Source organism: Anabaena sp. FACHB-83 (assembly GCF_014697485.1).
Lineage (GTDB): Bacteria > Cyanobacteriota > Cyanobacteriia > Cyanobacteriales > Nostocaceae > Nostoc_B.
Map to the genome: position 1 here is coordinate 90219 of NZ_JACJRY010000016.1, position 15834 is coordinate 106052.

Below are 15834 nucleotides of genomic sequence, written 5' to 3' on the forward strand. Positions count from 1 at the left end.
TTGCGGCAAAGTTATGGGTAAAGTCACACTTCACTCTTCACCAAACCTTTGATTTTTCGTCTTATTGCATAAGTCCTAAAATAAAAAAAATCTTGAGCGATCGCAAATCAACACCACATCACGGTATCATGGAGTATTGTGGCTTTTGCGTGTGTGAATCCTGGCATCTATCTATGACCGCTTCTGACTCTGATAACCAGTCAAAGGAATCTCTTCAACCCCCTGCGCCTCACGCGGACACGCGACTGGTAGACCGCAGTAAGCTGAGTAAAATGTATCAGCATTATGTGGAAATCAAAGATAAACATCCCCACGCGTTGTTGTTATATCGGGTAGGCGATTTCTTTGAAACTTTTTTCCAAGATGCTGTTACTGTGTCGCGGGAACTGGAATTAGTTCTCACCAGCAAGCATGGCGGCGAAGTAGGACGGGTGGCGATGACTGGTGTACCGCACCACGCTTGGGAACGCTACAGCACCCAATTGGTCGAAAAAGGCTATGCAGTGGTGATTTGTGACCAAGTAGAAGATGCTTCCGAAGCCGTGGGTTTGGTAAGGAGGGAAGTTACGCGCATCCTCACCCCTGGCACTTTGTTAGAAGAGGGAATGTTAAAATCTAGCCGCAATAATTATTTAGCTGCGGTGGTAATTGCGGGGAATCATTGGGGTTTAGCTTACGCAGATATCTCCACGGGGGAATTTCTCACAACCCAAGGTAGCGATTTAGAACACTTGACGCAAGAATTAATGCGCTTGCAACCTTCCGAGGTGTTAGTTCCCACCAATGCACCTGATTTGGGTGTGTTGCTGCGTCCGGGGGAAACCTCGCCCCATCTTCCCCAATGTTTACCGCCATCATTTTGTTATAGTTTGCGATCGCAAGTACCCTTTTCTCAAGGGGAAGCCAGAAGTAAATTATTGCAGAAATTTAAGGTGCGATCGCTCGAAGGTTTAGGTTGTGATCATCTTCCCCTGGCTGTGCGGGCGGCGGGCGGTCTTTTAGAATATGTGGAAGATACCCAAAAAGAAAATAGAATTTCCCTGCAAAGACTCCGCACCTATACACTCACAGACTACTTAATTATTGACCATCAAACCCGCCGGAATTTAGAAATTACCCAAACCGTTCGGGATGGTACTTTTCACGGTTCCCTACTGTGGGCGTTAGATAGAACTAGCACCGCAATGGGAAGTCGGGCTTTACGACGTTGGTTATTACAACCCCTACTGGATATTAAAGGTATTTGGGCGCGGCAAGAAACAATTCAAGAATTAAAAGAAAATACACCACTGCGTCAAGATTTGCGCTATTTATTACGGCAAATCTACGATTTAGAACGGCTTACAGGTAGGGCGAGTTCGGGAACTGCGAATGCGCGAGATTTAATCGCTTTAGCGGATTCTCTCTCACGTTTGCCAGAATTAGCCCGTGTAGTCGCTGATGCTAGTTCTCCCTTCTTGAAAGCTTTGCAAAAAGTCCCGCCAGTCTTGGAAGAATTAGCCCGAAAAATTCAAGCCCACCTCGTCGAAGCACCGCCCATTCATTTAAAAGAAGGGGGATTAATTCGTCCTGGTATCAATGTATTATTAGATGAAAGAAAGGCGACTGTCGAAGCAGACCATCAATGGATTGCCAATTTAGAAGTTGATGAAAGGTCAAGAACAGGTATTCCGACGCTGAAAGTGGGATTTAACGAAACCTTTGGTTACTACATTAGTATTTCTCGCACCAAAGCCGACCAAGTACCCGCCAACTATATTCGCAAGCAAACCCTGAAGAACGAAGAACGCTACATCACCCCAGAACTCAAAGAAAGGGAAGCGCGGATTCTCAGTGCGCGGGATGATTTATATAAGTTGGAATATGAAATTTTTGTGGCGTTGCGGGAAGAAGTCGGCGAACAAGCCGAGGCTATTCGTCAACTGTCTCGCGCAGTGGCGGCGGCGGATGTATTATGTGGTTTAGCCGAGTTAGCTGTACAGCAAGGTTACTGTCGTCCCGAAATGATATCAGGGCGAGGACTAGAAATTGTAGATGGTCGTCACCCAGTGGTAGAACAGTCCTTACCTGCGGGTTTCTTCGTCCCTAATTCCACATATTTAGGGAGTGGGGAGTCGGGAATTGGGAGTAGTGAAAAAGCCCCACTCCCGACTCCCCACTCCCCACTTCCTGACTTAATTATTCTGACTGGGCCGAATGCTAGTGGTAAAAGTTGTTACTTGCGTCAGGTAGGGTTAATTCAATTGATGGCGCAAATTGGGAGTTTCGTCCCGGCTAAATCTGCCAAACTGGGAGTATGCGATCGCATTTTTACCCGTGTTGGTGCTGTAGATGATTTGGCAACTGGTCAATCTACCTTTATGGTGGAAATGAATGAAACCGCCAATATTCTCAATCATGCCACATCGAAATCTTTAGTATTATTAGATGAAATTGGACGCGGAACAGCCACCTTTGATGGTCTTTCCATTGCTTGGGCGGTTGCTGAATATATCGCTACCGATATTCGTTCCCGGACAATTTTTGCTACTCACTATCATGAATTAAATGAACTGGCGGGGATGTTACCTAATGTGGCTAACTATCAAGTCACCGTCAAAGAATTACCAGACCAAATTATCTTTTTACATCAAGTCCAACCAGGTGGGGCTGATAAATCTTACGGTATCGAAGCGGGAAGGTTAGCTGGTTTGCCTGCGGTGGTAATACAAAGAGCAAAACAAGTTATGGGCGAAATTGAGAAACACAGTAAGATTGCGATCGGGCTGAAAAATTTAACTTGAGTGTGGCGAGTAATGAGTAAGAGGAACGGAACCCAACATTCATGCATACTTTGTTGGGTTACGCTATCGCTCCACCCAACCTTGTATATTGAGGGAAGTAGTAGACCGTCCCAACCTTTGTCACAATAGACCGCTATGTAGCACGGGTCACTACAAAAATCTAAGTTGTTGCCTTAACTGAACTGTATTGACCTATAGGACTCATATTTGATTTATGAAAAAAATCAGTACACCCAGATCAGCCGTCTTTCCTACTCCCTATTCCCTACTCCCCATTCCCTATTCTCTGCTTACACAACTAGATTCAGGAATCAAACCGTATTCCTATATAACCCATAACCTATTTCAAGCCGCCAGCAATCTTTCCTGACTAATTGGAAGTATAATTACAAATTCTGTACCTTTACCGACAGTAGAATGACATTCCAATTTCCCCTGATGTTTTTCAGTCACAATCTGATAACTAATAGATAAAGCCAAACCTGTACCTTTGCCAACAGGTTTAGTAGTAAAAAATGGATTAAATAGTTGCTTTTGTGAACTTTCAGAAATCCCAATTCCATTATCAATAATGCGAATAATGACTTGTTGATTAGCAGTAAGTTCAGTTTTAATGTGAATTTTGCCTGTGCGTCTGTCTTGAGTTGGCGACAAATTAACAAAAGACTCTTGTATAGCATCAATCGCATTTGTCAGCAAACTAATAAATACCTGATTTAGTTCTCCTGCATAGCATTCTACCAGTGGCAAATCAGTATATTCCTTGATAACTACAATTTCTGGATGGTTTGGTGTCGCTTTGAGTTGGCTTTGTAAAAACATGAGTGTACTATCAATACCTTCATGGATATTAACCAACTTCATTTCCGCCTCATCTAAGCGAGAAAAATTCCGTAGAGACAGCACAATTTGTTTAATTCTTTCAGCCCCAACTTTCATCGAATTGAGTAAATTTGGCAAGTCTTCTTTCAAGAAATCCAATTCAATGGTTTCTGCTTCATCTTGAATTTCTGCTACTGGTTCGGGATAGTGATGTTGATAAAGTTCTAAAAATCTGAGTAAGTCTGCAATATATTCTTGGGCGGGTTCAATATTACTATAAATAAAACTGATTGGGTTGTTAATTTCGTGGGCTACTCCGGCAACTAATTGACTTAAACTAGACATTTTTTCAGCTTGAATCAACTGAGCTTGAGTTTGTTTTAATTCTTGTAAGGCTTGCTCTAAATCTTGTGCTTGTTGTTGTAATGTTTTTTGTTGTTGACTGAGCATCACAACTTGAATTTTCGCTTTTTGAGATAGTTGTATTTGTCGCCAAGCGATAATTGTTCCTATCGCCAGCAGTCCACCTAATATTGAAGTTAGTAAATTTAGTGCTTGGAGTTGAGATTCGATATTTTCTCGCGGGATAACTAAAGCAATTGACCAATTGGCTTGTTTGAGATGAACATAAGCAACATATTGGTAAGTCCCGTCAATAGACATCAATTCAATTCTTTCCTCTTTGTTTACCATCCGCCGAGCTAGTTCCGCCAAGCTAGAGTCGGTTGATTTGAGAAAACTGGGAGCAGGTTTTTCTTTGGTTGACATCACTTGCGGATGAATAATTGGTTCTCCCTGAGAGTTAAGTGCAAAGGCATAACTCAAATTACCGTAACGCAGTTTGTTGACTACTTGAGTAATTCTGTGTACTTTTAAGCTACCGTTAATCACGGCAATGGGAGGACTTTTAAAATCGTAACTTTGACGGATAGGCGCAGCAATTGCAACAGAAGGAATACCTGTAGTCCTACTGACAAAGGGATCTGATATATTTGTTTCTCCTGCTAATGCTTTTTGAATAAAATCGCGATCGCTATTTGTGGTGTTGCTTTTACCTACCTCAGTGTTGTAATAATAACCGTCAGGTAGTGAGAGTGAAATTTTAAAGAAATCATCAGTGCGCTTCACTTCTGACTCTAACAATGGTTCAATCAATTTCCAATTTAAGGAACGGGCGGCATCTGTATTCGCAATAGTTTGAATTGTGGTAGAGCAAATCGCTAACCACTGATCAATCTCATCTGTTCCTTGGCGGACTTGTAATAGGGCTTTTTCTTGAAGTTGTTGAATAATTAACTTTCTAACTACCAAGTAGCTAGTCCAACCAACAATACCTATTGCTAATGTACAAGCAATCAAAATTAGTGGGGTTCTAATATTAGGTAGTTGTGTGCTGGGAGTGGGTTTGGATTGGCTAATTTTGAGGGCTTTGGGAAATAAAGAGGACATATAGGTATGACTGTAAAGCTTTAGTTAGACTCATTACCTATAGTTCCCAGAGCATTCAGCTGATAAACATCAATTGATGAATTCAGAATTATTCCATATCTCGTCCTTGCAACATTCCCATCAGTTTGCGCTTGCGTCCGTGGATTTCCATTAACTTGGCGCGATAATTTGACCAGTCGGTTTGTTTGTTTGACGCAATGTAAGCAGCACGAGCTTTTTTGAGCCATTCAACTGCGGCATCATAATATTCAGCTTTCCCGGCATTCATAATTGCTTCCGCAAGGCGACAAGCATGAGTAATTACCCATTCAGGACGATGGGGAATGGCAGCATCCATCACCCGATGAATAATGTCAGCATAATAGACATTGAGATCATTAGCGATCGCGATCGCATCATCAATCAGTCCTTCATGTAAGAAAATATCGACTTTGATGGGGGCAGTTTCCCACCCACTATAAAGCCGGAGAATTTTCAACAAATCAGGTTTAACTCTCAGCCATTCTTCTCCAGCCAAATCTTGAATATCTTGGTATTCTTCTAAAGAAGGATGTGCCTGAAAAGCTAGTTTTTTGGCTTGCAAAGCTGTGGTTTGATCACCTAACTTTTGAGCTAAATCACTTGTCCATAAACCCAAGTCATATTGGCAATTTCCCTTTAATTGCAAGCCAATTTGAGCAATATGCAAAGCTTGTTGTAATGCCCCTTGTTCTTGCAGAGTTTTACCCAAAGCAAAGGCTTCTTCCATTGAATTCATCTCTGTTTGGGCAACTTCTAAAGCTTCTTCTACCCTGCCAAGTCTCCCCAGCATGGTTAAATATTGCCGTGTTTGTCCTTCTGCTTCCGCTAAATATAAATATTCTTGATAACGTTCTTGGCGTTCCAGGATTTTCAACCGAATTAAAGCCAAATCATCGGCATAATCAGGAATTGTTGTTTCCCAAACTCCCCGTTCACTAATTTTGCCTTGCAGAACTTCTGTGAGTTGTGGGTAATCCCAACCTTGGCGCAAAGCTTCTAAACTTAAGCCAAAATCCACATCCCATTCATCTTGCCAAACTTCCAAATTGACTTGGATATCTACTTTTTCTTCGGGAGTCAAGTCAGCAGTCAGAATAGCTTCACACCAAGCATTATTTAATTCCCAGGCGATTTCATCATAGTCTGCACCATACTCGGCGACTTCATACCAATTTTCGATACAGGTAGAAGTAATCGCCTCTAAAATTGCGATCGCTTTATTTCCTTCTCCCCGTTCAATCAAGTCTACCGCCGACTGTACTAAACCCAGCAATTCCTCGGCGATGGGATCTTCTTCACAGCCATCCTCCAGATAGCGCACACCATCGTGAATAATCTGCCGTACTTGTCGCCGAAAAGCACTGGTGTCAATCGCATTTTGCCGCAAAGCTTTGAGCTTTTTTGTCTGGGGTAATGGATTTGTCATCCAGGTAACATGACGATCAATCGTCTCGATCAATTGGGGATGTTCGGCGACTAATTCTTGCACTAGTCTTTGCGTCTGCACATGATCCAATCGATCAAGCAATTGCTCTAAGGTCGGACGATGTTCAATAATCTCAGGTTGGCGCACACAGACAAGCAACGTTGCCACAATGTGTTTACACCATCCGTCAAAATTGTAGGCACAAGTGCAATTAGCTGAGGTTAAACTATGGCCATCAAAATTGAGGCTGACACGATAAGGTCTAGCTTCACTGCCATCAACTTCTGCGTGTAATAGATTACCACGGCGAGTGATGGTATCTACAGCACCAGATTCAAAATAAGCCTCACCCCGTTGGTAAGACTTGGCGTTGGCATAACGACGGATGGTAAATTCACTGATTTTGGGAATAGACATCGGGCAGACGAAGTGCGAAAATCCTATGGGTAAATGAATTTTAGATCCAGGTTGGCTTTTCGGCTCATACTGATTTTGAATTTCCAGCCATAACCATTAGGCTCTTACTGAAATTTCAAACATTACGATACTAGTACAATAAAGCTGCTGATAAAATCTTTACCTCAAAAGTAGTTTATTTACACAATTGAGTACTAGTATTTTCTAATACTTATTATCTAAGTTTAATTGTCCAAGTTATTGCTAAATCAAAGCACAAGCAGCTTACTAAGGTAAAAATAATCAGTTTTGATCAACCTGAATCGGCTATTATAGCTTTCCAAAAAAATTAGCCATATCAGTATAAAATTCAATAAGTGAATAATGTTTACTAAAATTGTCAATAAAGTTATCTCTTCGCTTGCTAGGGTGAACGATAATAGTTGATTTAGCCATTCCCAACTCTTTGGGGTTGTCAGAATAGCTAGTCGAATTGAGAATAAATAGGCGAAGCACACGGGGAAACTAACGTGAGTCAAGGATTTGATTACGATTTAGTAATTATTGGCGCTGGTGTAGGCGGACATGGCGCAGCCCTACACGCGGTAAGCTGCGGTCTGAAAACAGCAATTATTGAAGCAGCTGACATGGGCGGAACCTGTGTTAACAGGGGCTGTATTCCCTCGAAAGCATTGCTGGCAGCAGCAGGACGTGTGCGGGAGTTACGTAATGCCCACCACCTCAAGTCACTGGGCATTCAAATTGGTCATGTAGAGTTCGATCGCCAAGCGATCGCGGATCATGCAGGCAATTTAGTCTCGAAAATTCAAGGCGATTTAACCAACAGCCTCAAGCGTCTAGGCGTAGATATCATCCGGGGTTGGGGAAAAATCGCGGGTACTCAAAAAATCACTGTCAGTGGCGATGGCAGTGAAAAAACAATCACCGCTAAAGATATTATTCTTTCTCCTGGTTCAGTTCCTTTTGTTCCCCCAGGCATTGAAGTTGACGGCAAAACTGTATTTACCAGCGACCAAGGCGTAAAATTAGAATCTCTCCCGCCTTGGGTAGCAATTATTGGTAGTGGTTACATCGGTTTGGAATTTTCTGATGTCTACTCGGCTTTGGGCAGTGAAATCACTATGATTGAAGCCCTAGATCAGTTAATGCCAGGATTTGACCGCGATATTGCCAAACTCGCAGAACGGGTATTAATTACGCCGCGTGATATTGAAACCAAAGTCGGTATCTACGCCAAAAGAGTCATCCCTGGTTCGCCAGTGGTAATTGAGTTAGCTGATTTTAAAACCAAAGAAGATTTAGAGGTGATTGAGGTTGATGCTTGTCTAGTGGCGACAGGACGCATCCCCGCTACCCAAAACCTTGGTTTAGAATCTGTGGGTGTGGAATTAGACAGACGGAATTTTATCCCCGTCGACGATCGCATGGCAGTATTGAGTGCAGGGGAAGTTGTACCCCATCTGTGGGCAATTGGTGATGCCAATGGCAAAATGATGCTGGCTCACGCTGCCTCGGCTCAAGGTATTGTAGCGGTAGAAAATATCGTCGGGCGATCGCGCACTGTAGACTATCGCAGCATCCCCGCCGCCGCCTTCACTCACCCAGAAGTTAGCTATGTCGGTTTAACCGAAACTGCTGCTAAGGAATTAGGACAAGCAGAAGGTTTTGAAGTCGGCACAAGTAAGAGTTACTTTAAAGGCAACTCCAAAGCTTTGGCAGAAAACGAAGCCGATGGTATCGCTAAGGTAATTTATCGCAAAGACACAGGCGAAGTTTTAGGTGTTCACATCTTTGGAATGCACGCCTCCGACTTAATTCACGAAGCCTCAGCCGCCGTGGCGAAGCGTGAATCTGTCCACACCCTCGCCCATCTAGTCCACGCCCACCCCACCCTCTCGGAAGTTCTAGATGAAGCCTATAAACGGGCTGTAGCTTAAACAAGGCAAAAGTAAAAAGTGAGCCAGCGAGGTCTTGGGGGTTTCCCCCATGAGCGACTGGCGAACTCCGAAGGAGGCAAAAGGTAAAAAGTAACAATCTTTACTTTTTTACTTTTTACTTTTTACTTACTACTCAGCACTCAGCACTCAGCACTCAAATATGCAAATCCGTCGTCGTCAACCAAGTCCAGCTATTGATGTATCTATATTGCGCTATCAAGTCGCTTTACCAGATGCCAAACCTAACAACATTTTGGAAGAAATTGTCTGGCAAAAAGAAACTGAAGTTGACCAACTGCGGGAAAAAAAGCCTTTAATAGAACTGCAAAAGCAAGCACTTTCCGCACCGCCAACTCTGGATTTTGTCGCCGCCCTCAAACAAGGTAAGACAAAACCAGCGTTGATTGCAGAAGTGAAAAAGGCTTCACCGAGTAAAGGTGTATTACGCGAAGATTTCGACCCGGTGGCGATCGCTTTATCCTACCAACAAGGTGGCGCTAGTTGTATTTCTGTGTTGACAGATGTGAAATTTTTTCAAGGCAGTTTTGACAACTTAGCGAAAGTCCGAGCCGCAGTTGATTTACCATTATTGTGTAAGGATTTTATTATCTATCCTTACCAGATGTACTTAGCTCGTCTCCAGGGTGCCGATGCCGTTTTATTAATTGCGGCAATTTTAACTGACCAAGATTTACAGTACTTTATCAAAATTGCCAAAGCCTTAAACATGGCAGCATTGATTGAAGTCCACAGTCTAGAAGAACTCGACCGGGTATTAGCTTTAGATGGTGTCTCTTTAGTGGGCATTAACAATCGCAATCTGGAAGATTTCACCGTAGATTTACAGACAACTTGTCAACTTTTACAAGCTAGGGTTGAACAATTACGCGATCGCAATATCGTGGTTGTCAGTGAATCTGGTTTACACACACCTGATGATTTGACTGTAGTTGAACAAGCAGGTGCAACGGCTGTGTTAATTGGCGAATCTCTAGTCAAACAACCAGACCCAGAATTAGCGATCGCGCAAATTCTACCCAATCATTAATCTAGGTGAAGCTATCTTGCTCTATTGAAACAGAGCAACGATAGCATGTTATATAAACAACATACTATTTACCGTACTTTCCCCAGGGTTTGCAAAAAATTTATCGTTAAAAACACCCATACCTTAACCAAAGGTTCATTTTTTATGTAACAATTCATGGCAAGAGACAAACTCTAACTAACACAAATTATACATTTATAATATTAAAACCACATGGAGCAAATTCCTCTACCGTCACCCATCCACTACGAATTAATACTCCAACTTTTAGAAAGACAAACCTTGTTAGCCGTTAATCAAAATCCCGATTTGCGACATCAGGTAAATCAACTCATCATCACCCTTCGCAAAGCAGCAGTCCAGCAAAAACGGCTAGAAGAAATTTGTGAGGTGACATCTGTACCTGTTGATCACCGTTGGTCACTCAACCATCATATTGCGGAGAAAGTGGTTGTACCTGACTGACGCGGATTTTCAGCGATTATTATTTGATTCATAAAATATGAGGTTCATATCCCCGACTTCTTGCAGCAGTCGGGGATATTGTTTTTAAATTGAAAAACTAGATTTTATCCAATACGGTTCGGTTAAGATCCCCCCGCCTACGGCGACCCCCTTAAAAAGGGGGTAAAAGATAATTTTCAGCCCCCCTTTTTAATGGGGGTTGGGGGGATCTCAAAATACTAAAACGTTAACCGAACCGTATTGAGATTTTATCAATAAAAAATATAGTTTTTGTCAATAAAAATACAGTTTAAAAAATCATTTTTTTGCTGTAGATAATATAACAAAATAGCCCAAAATTAGGTTAACAAATTCCCGGAAATAGTCAAATATTATTAATTTTTTTATTCTTAAATTGCCTATCATGGAGATCAGTAAATCAGGCTGTGGAAGAAATTATGCCAAAGCGTGTAATTAAAGAAGTGAATAGCTGGTTTGAGCGAGAGCGAATTGTCAGTAACCTAGAAAGATTTCAAGACTTTATTATTGTTTCACTCTGCCTTGGCTTGTTCTGCGTGATGCTGATCCGGCTAGGAGATATGTTCTTTTCCTTTTTACACCCCTTAGATTTACGAGAAATCACATCTGATATTCTGTTTATTTTGATTCTGGTTGAGTTATTTCGTCTACTGATTGATTACTTACAAAATCAACAAATATCAGTAGGTGCAGCCGTTGAAATTACCATAGTTTCGGCATTACGAGAAGTAATTTTACGTGGAGTATTAGAAATACCACAGAATCAGCTTTTTGGTATTTCGACATTTTTATTAGTTTTAGCTGTAATTTTCATTACCATACCTTTAATTTCTCGCTTGTTTGGCCATGTTACCAACCACAACCATGAAACCTTATCAGATACAGAAATAGTTGCAAATAGAACTGTAGCTGCTGATGAAATATGATGAGCATTGCAGTCTATAAATACCCCTTACCCGGATTTATCACTACACCTTTCAAAGCCTGTGCAGGGGAGCAGGGGAGCAGGGGAGCAGGGGAGAATGAAGGTACTCTCTCCCCTGCCCCTCCGCACCTCTGCCCCTCTGCCCCATCAAACGCCTGAAGCTTGTGAGAAATGCGGGCTTAGTCAGTAGGAATTAGAGGATATCTGCTGTTATTTCAGCAAAATAAGTATTTAATTTATACTTATTTTGCAGTTATTTTTATCGAATTTTGATTATATTTAGGACTTACGCACCAAGATTGTCTGTGGAGGTGGGGTTTAGGGGTGAAAGGGTATGGGGTGTAAGGGTTTGGAATACTTACACCCTTAAACCCTCATACCCCTGCACCCTGTTCTAAAACCTTAATTTTTCGTTTTTTTGCGTAAGCCCTAATATTGACTCAGACTGGGGCTAAAAAGATAAATCTCTTTTTTTGGAGAAATTTCACAAATGAATCAGGTTGTCATCAATGACACAACATTACGTGATGGCGAACAAGCAGCAGGTGTCGCTTTTAACTTAGAAGAAAAAATTGCGATCGCCAAATTTCTCGATGCAATTGGTGTACCAGAAATTGAAATTGGGATTGCGGCGATGGGTGAAGCCGAACAACAAGCGATCGCCACAATTGTTGATTTAAATTTACAAGCTCATCTGTTAGGCTGGAACCGCGCCGTGATTTCTGATATACAAGCTTCCATCGCTTGTGGTTTAAAGCGTGTACATATATCTATTCCCGTCTCTGCAATTCAAATTGGTGCAAAATTTCAGGGAAACTGGCAATTAGTCTTACAAAAACTCCAAGATAGTCTGAAATTTGCTTTAGACCAAGGACTGTTTGTTTCCGTAGGTGGAGAAGATTCCTCCAGAGCCGATGAGCAATTTTTGTTAGATACAGTACTTGCAGCGCAAGAATGGGGTGCATCACGGTTTCGCTTTTGTGACACCGTAGGTATTCTCGACCCATTCACCACTTATGACAAGGTAAAAAAATTAGTCACATCCTTGTCTATACCCGTGGAAATGCACACTCACAATGATTTTGGGTTAGCTACAGCCAACGCCTTAGCTGGTATCAAAGCTGGTGCATTATCTATCAATACTACAGTTAATGGTTTAGGAGAAAGAGCCGGAAACGCAGCTTTAGAAGAAGTTGTTATGGCGCTCAAACATCTATCTAAGATTGATTTAGGCATAGACACCCGACGTTTATTAGAAATATCGCAACTAGTAGCTACAGCCTCCGGTTATGGTTTACCCCCGTGGAAAGCAATAGTCGGCGAAAACACCTTTGCTCATGAGTCAGGTATTCATGCTCATGGAGTCATACAAAATCCCCATACCTACGAGCCATTCGCACCCGAAGAAATTGGACAAGAACGGCGTTTAGTTGTAGGTAAGCATTCTGGCCGCCATTTATTATCAAATGTGCTGCAACAACATGGGATTATTCTCAATAGTGAAGAAACACAATCTGTTTTAAATGCAGTGCGACAAGAATCAACCCAGAAAAAGCGCAGTCTGACAACACAAGAGTTGTTATCTTTAGTCGGAGTGAAACAGTAATCAGCTTGTGTTGGGTTTCGCTATTGCTCCACCCAACTTACTATTGTCTTATCCAAAATATCTTGGGTTAGTGTTAACTATCGCTATAGGTGTTGAGTCAATTTGACCAACAGGCGCAGGCTTCATGTCTCGATAATCAAGAAATTGCACAAGAATTAGATAAGCAATAGCCAGCAATACAGAAATTGCACCTGTAATAATGGCAACTATTTTAGAACGATTCATCAGTAATCCTATGATGTAGACTTTTTGCTGTTCTCAATATCCACATTGCCACAAGATACGCAAATATTGGTACAAGTTGATAGGGGCTAGAGGCTAGAGGTTAGTACAAAAAGGCAAAAGTAAAAAGGCAAAAGTAAAAAGTAAGAATATTCATAACACAAGCTTTTTAGCAATCTCTTATGGTCTGTTTATCTACGCCAACCTGTACTAGATAAATGTAACTTATTGGGATGAAAAACGCTGTAGGTGTAATTTAACCCTTCTATTTATATGCAAATACGGTTCAGATAAGAAAACGAAATTACAACAAAACCAGCCAACGATAACTCAACAAAAAACGACAAAATGATTGTGGAGGGGGTTTGGGGGACGCAACCGTCCCCCAATCGGGGGCTTGGGGGAGAATCCCCCAAATCTTGCTCATTGTCTCATAAAACATTAGAGACGCGGAAGTTCGCGTCTCTAAGAATGTAGTATTAACATAGGATATAAATTAAATAAGTAAAATAACTAAAAGAAAAGTTAAATGGTGCGTTTGTAACTTCTCCGCCACTTTTCTAGCTGATCAATTGCAATAGCCTTAGTAACTACATTCATCCCGTTGCCGCGCCATTCTACTTCGGAATCTGTTGTAAAAACACCACATTCTAACTGATTCAGTTGAATATCCCAATATTCACTAAATCTATTTTTTAAAGTAATGACTTGTTCAAATACTTTGTTTCTGTGTTTGTTGCGTCTTTTTCTTTCAGTTGCGCCTGTTGCTTCTGTATCAATAAATTTCGTTTCGATGAGAAAGAGATTACCTTGTAACGTCAGATAAACAAAATCACATTTTCCTAAATCAGTGTAATCTGCTATTGGTGATTTTTCAAATAACAACAATTCACAGCATTCAGGAAACAAATTTTTGATATTTAAAAATAAATAAGCTTGCAAAAGTAGTTCCTTATCATAAGGAAAAACGATTACCCCTTCAAAAAACTGTTTGATATCTTCTTGGGTTTGTGGTTGAATTTTTTTACAATAAGAAACAAATCGATGTAAATCATTGGCAATCATCAAGCTCTAACTCCTTCACTTAGCAAATCTCCAACTCTCCCTAGCATCAAAAAATACCACTACAACCAAGAAATCATCATCCGCGTAAGTCACTAAAAAAACTAACTTATTACAGTATTACTACGGTGTTTTACTGTTGACGAAGGCATATTTAACATATCAAGTAGTTTCAGTTTTAAAAAACAAGTAATTTTTCTTACCCAAGTTTCATATATTTCTGATCAACTACTAGTTAATTGTTTTACATGAGCGAGAAATCTGGCATTTTGTAGTGCGAGAACAGTCGAGCGAGAATCTTGCACCCAAAATTGTCTGCCAAACCGGACAAGTTGCCGAGAACTACCAGCTTGTACAATGCCAATGACAGGGACTTTGGCTTTTTCTCTGTCACCTGATATTTCTTTTAAAATTGTACGTAGGCGATCGCGTTCTTCAATTGTGATCGCTTGTTGGGGAGTAAGTTCTACCATCACCAGTTGGACTGTTTCTACTGGTTCGACATCTTCCACGATTAATTGTACTTGTTCATCGCGTCTATCGACTTTACCCCAAATAATTAATCGGGCATCAACTTCTAGGGCAAGGCTCACCCGTTCATAAGTTTTAGGAAAGACAACAGCTTCTAATTGTGCAGTTAAATCTTCAATCTGCAAAATCGCCATCGGGTCGCCTTTTTTGGTCATGACTTTTTTGACATTATTTAACATCACCACTGCACAAAGTAATGTGTCTTCTTTCTGCTCACCGAGTTGTGATAAATTAATTGGCGCTAAAATCGATGATGAATGTTTAATTGATTTGAGTGGATGGTCTGAGACATAAAATCCCAACAATTCTTTTTCCATCTGCAACTTTTTCTGCGGCGGAAAATCTGGGACAGGTTGGGCTTTGGGTACAGAATCAAAGACATTATTGGTAGTTTTGGTAGTAGATGCAGAAGCAAATCCACCGCCTAATAAGTCAAATAAGTTACCTTGACCAGTTGCTCTATCTTTAGCGCGAGATTGCGCCCAATCATAAACAAGTTCGAGGTCTTTGATTAATTGGTGGCGATTTGGTTCAATTTTGTCAAAAGCACCGCAATAAATCAGTGATTCTAAAGTACGGCGGTTAACTGCACGCAAGTCAACGCGATCGCAAAAGTCAGATAATGATTTAAACGCCCCTTGGTCTTCCCTCGCTTCTAAAATACAAGCGATCGCATTCTGCCCCACATTACGGACGGCAGAAAAACCAAATAAAATCTTGTCGCCCACTGGTGTAAAATCTACACCAGAACGGTTAATATCCGGCGGTTCGATTTGAATATTCATACTCAAACAAGTCGAAATATATTTCTGTACCTTGTCTGTGTCACCACTGTTAGCCGTTAACAGTGCTGCCATATATTCTAATGGATAATTCGCTTTTAAATATGCTGTTTGATAAGTGACATATCCATAAGCAGTAGAGTGGGATTTATTAAAGCAATTAGAAGCGATGAAATTATTTTTAATGACAAAATTATGGTCTTGTTCTACCCCAATGTCATAGACATTTGACAGACCAACCGATTTACGAGTAATTATTTTAACCATCTTTCTTTTCCCCGCCGCCAACTTAATAAAAGCGAATATTATTACTTTAATGA

At 41.1% G+C, this 15834-nt stretch carries 11 protein-coding genes; 6 read left to right on the forward strand and 5 right to left on the reverse strand.

Translation table 11 applies throughout. The features are described from left to right. Positions 1–173 precede the first annotated feature (173 nt). Positions 174–2783 (forward strand): DNA mismatch repair protein MutS, encoded by a 2610-nt coding sequence (gene mutS, locus H6G79_RS19465; protein WP_190592215.1) that lies wholly within the window; start codon positions 174–176, stop codon positions 2781–2783. Positions 2784–3128: 345 nt separating this feature from the next. Here mutS and H6G79_RS19470 read toward each other — a convergent pair whose 3' ends face one another. Together H6G79_RS19470 and H6G79_RS19475 are read right to left on the reverse strand one after the other, a co-directional pair. Beyond that, a complete protein-coding gene (locus tag H6G79_RS19470) occupies positions 3129–5054 on the reverse strand; it encodes an ATP-binding protein (RefSeq protein WP_190592216.1) in 1926 nt (641 codons plus the stop codon). A gap of 88 nt (positions 5055–5142) precedes the next feature. Further along, the gene (locus H6G79_RS19475; RefSeq protein ID WP_190592217.1) at positions 5143–6918 is read right to left on the reverse strand and encodes an SWIM zinc finger domain-containing protein; all 1776 of its coding nucleotides are present in this window, start codon (positions 6916–6918) and stop codon (positions 5143–5145) included. Positions 6919–7427: 509 nt separating this feature from the next. On the opposite strand from H6G79_RS19475, the gene lpdA reads away from it, so the two are divergent. The 5 genes from lpdA to nifV all read left to right on the forward strand — a co-directional run bounded on the left by lpdA (position 7428) and on the right by nifV (position 12917). Beyond that, positions 7428–8855 (forward strand): dihydrolipoyl dehydrogenase, encoded by a 1428-nt coding sequence (gene lpdA, locus H6G79_RS19480; protein ID WP_190592218.1) that lies wholly within the window; start codon positions 7428–7430, stop codon positions 8853–8855. Positions 8856–9015: 160 nt separating this feature from the next. Continuing rightward, entirely contained in the window at positions 9016–9903 is an 888-nt protein-coding gene (gene trpC, locus H6G79_RS19485) for an indole-3-glycerol phosphate synthase TrpC (RefSeq protein ID WP_190592219.1), read from the forward strand. Between the two features lie 213 nt (positions 9904–10116). Then, a complete protein-coding gene (locus tag H6G79_RS19490) occupies positions 10117–10368 on the forward strand; it encodes a DUF5340 domain-containing protein (protein ID WP_190592220.1) in 252 nt (83 codons plus the stop codon). Positions 10369–10805: 437 nt separating this feature from the next. Then, positions 10806–11312 carry a phosphate-starvation-inducible PsiE family protein gene (locus H6G79_RS19495; RefSeq protein ID WP_190592221.1) on the forward strand — a complete coding sequence of 169 codons (507 nt, stop codon included), beginning with the start codon at positions 10806–10808 and terminating at the stop codon, positions 11310–11312. Between the two features lie 489 nt (positions 11313–11801). Then, a complete protein-coding gene (gene nifV / locus H6G79_RS19500) occupies positions 11802–12917 on the forward strand; it encodes a homocitrate synthase (RefSeq protein WP_190592222.1) in 1116 nt (371 codons plus the stop codon). A gap of 48 nt (positions 12918–12965) precedes the next feature. On the opposite strand, the gene H6G79_RS19505 is transcribed toward nifV, so the two are convergent. The 3 genes from H6G79_RS19505 to H6G79_RS19515 form a co-directional block, all read right to left on the reverse strand. Then, entirely contained in the window at positions 12966–13142 is a 177-nt protein-coding gene (locus tag H6G79_RS19505) for a hypothetical protein (protein ID WP_190592223.1), read from the reverse strand. Between the two features lie 522 nt (positions 13143–13664). After that, positions 13665–14204 (reverse strand): hypothetical protein, encoded by a 540-nt coding sequence (locus H6G79_RS19510; protein WP_190592224.1) that lies wholly within the window; start codon positions 14202–14204, stop codon positions 13665–13667. Positions 14205–14425: 221 nt separating this feature from the next. After that, entirely contained in the window at positions 14426–15781 is a 1356-nt protein-coding gene (locus H6G79_RS19515) for an OB-fold nucleic acid binding domain-containing protein (RefSeq protein ID WP_190592225.1), read from the reverse strand. Between the last annotated feature and the right edge of the window lie 53 nt (positions 15782–15834).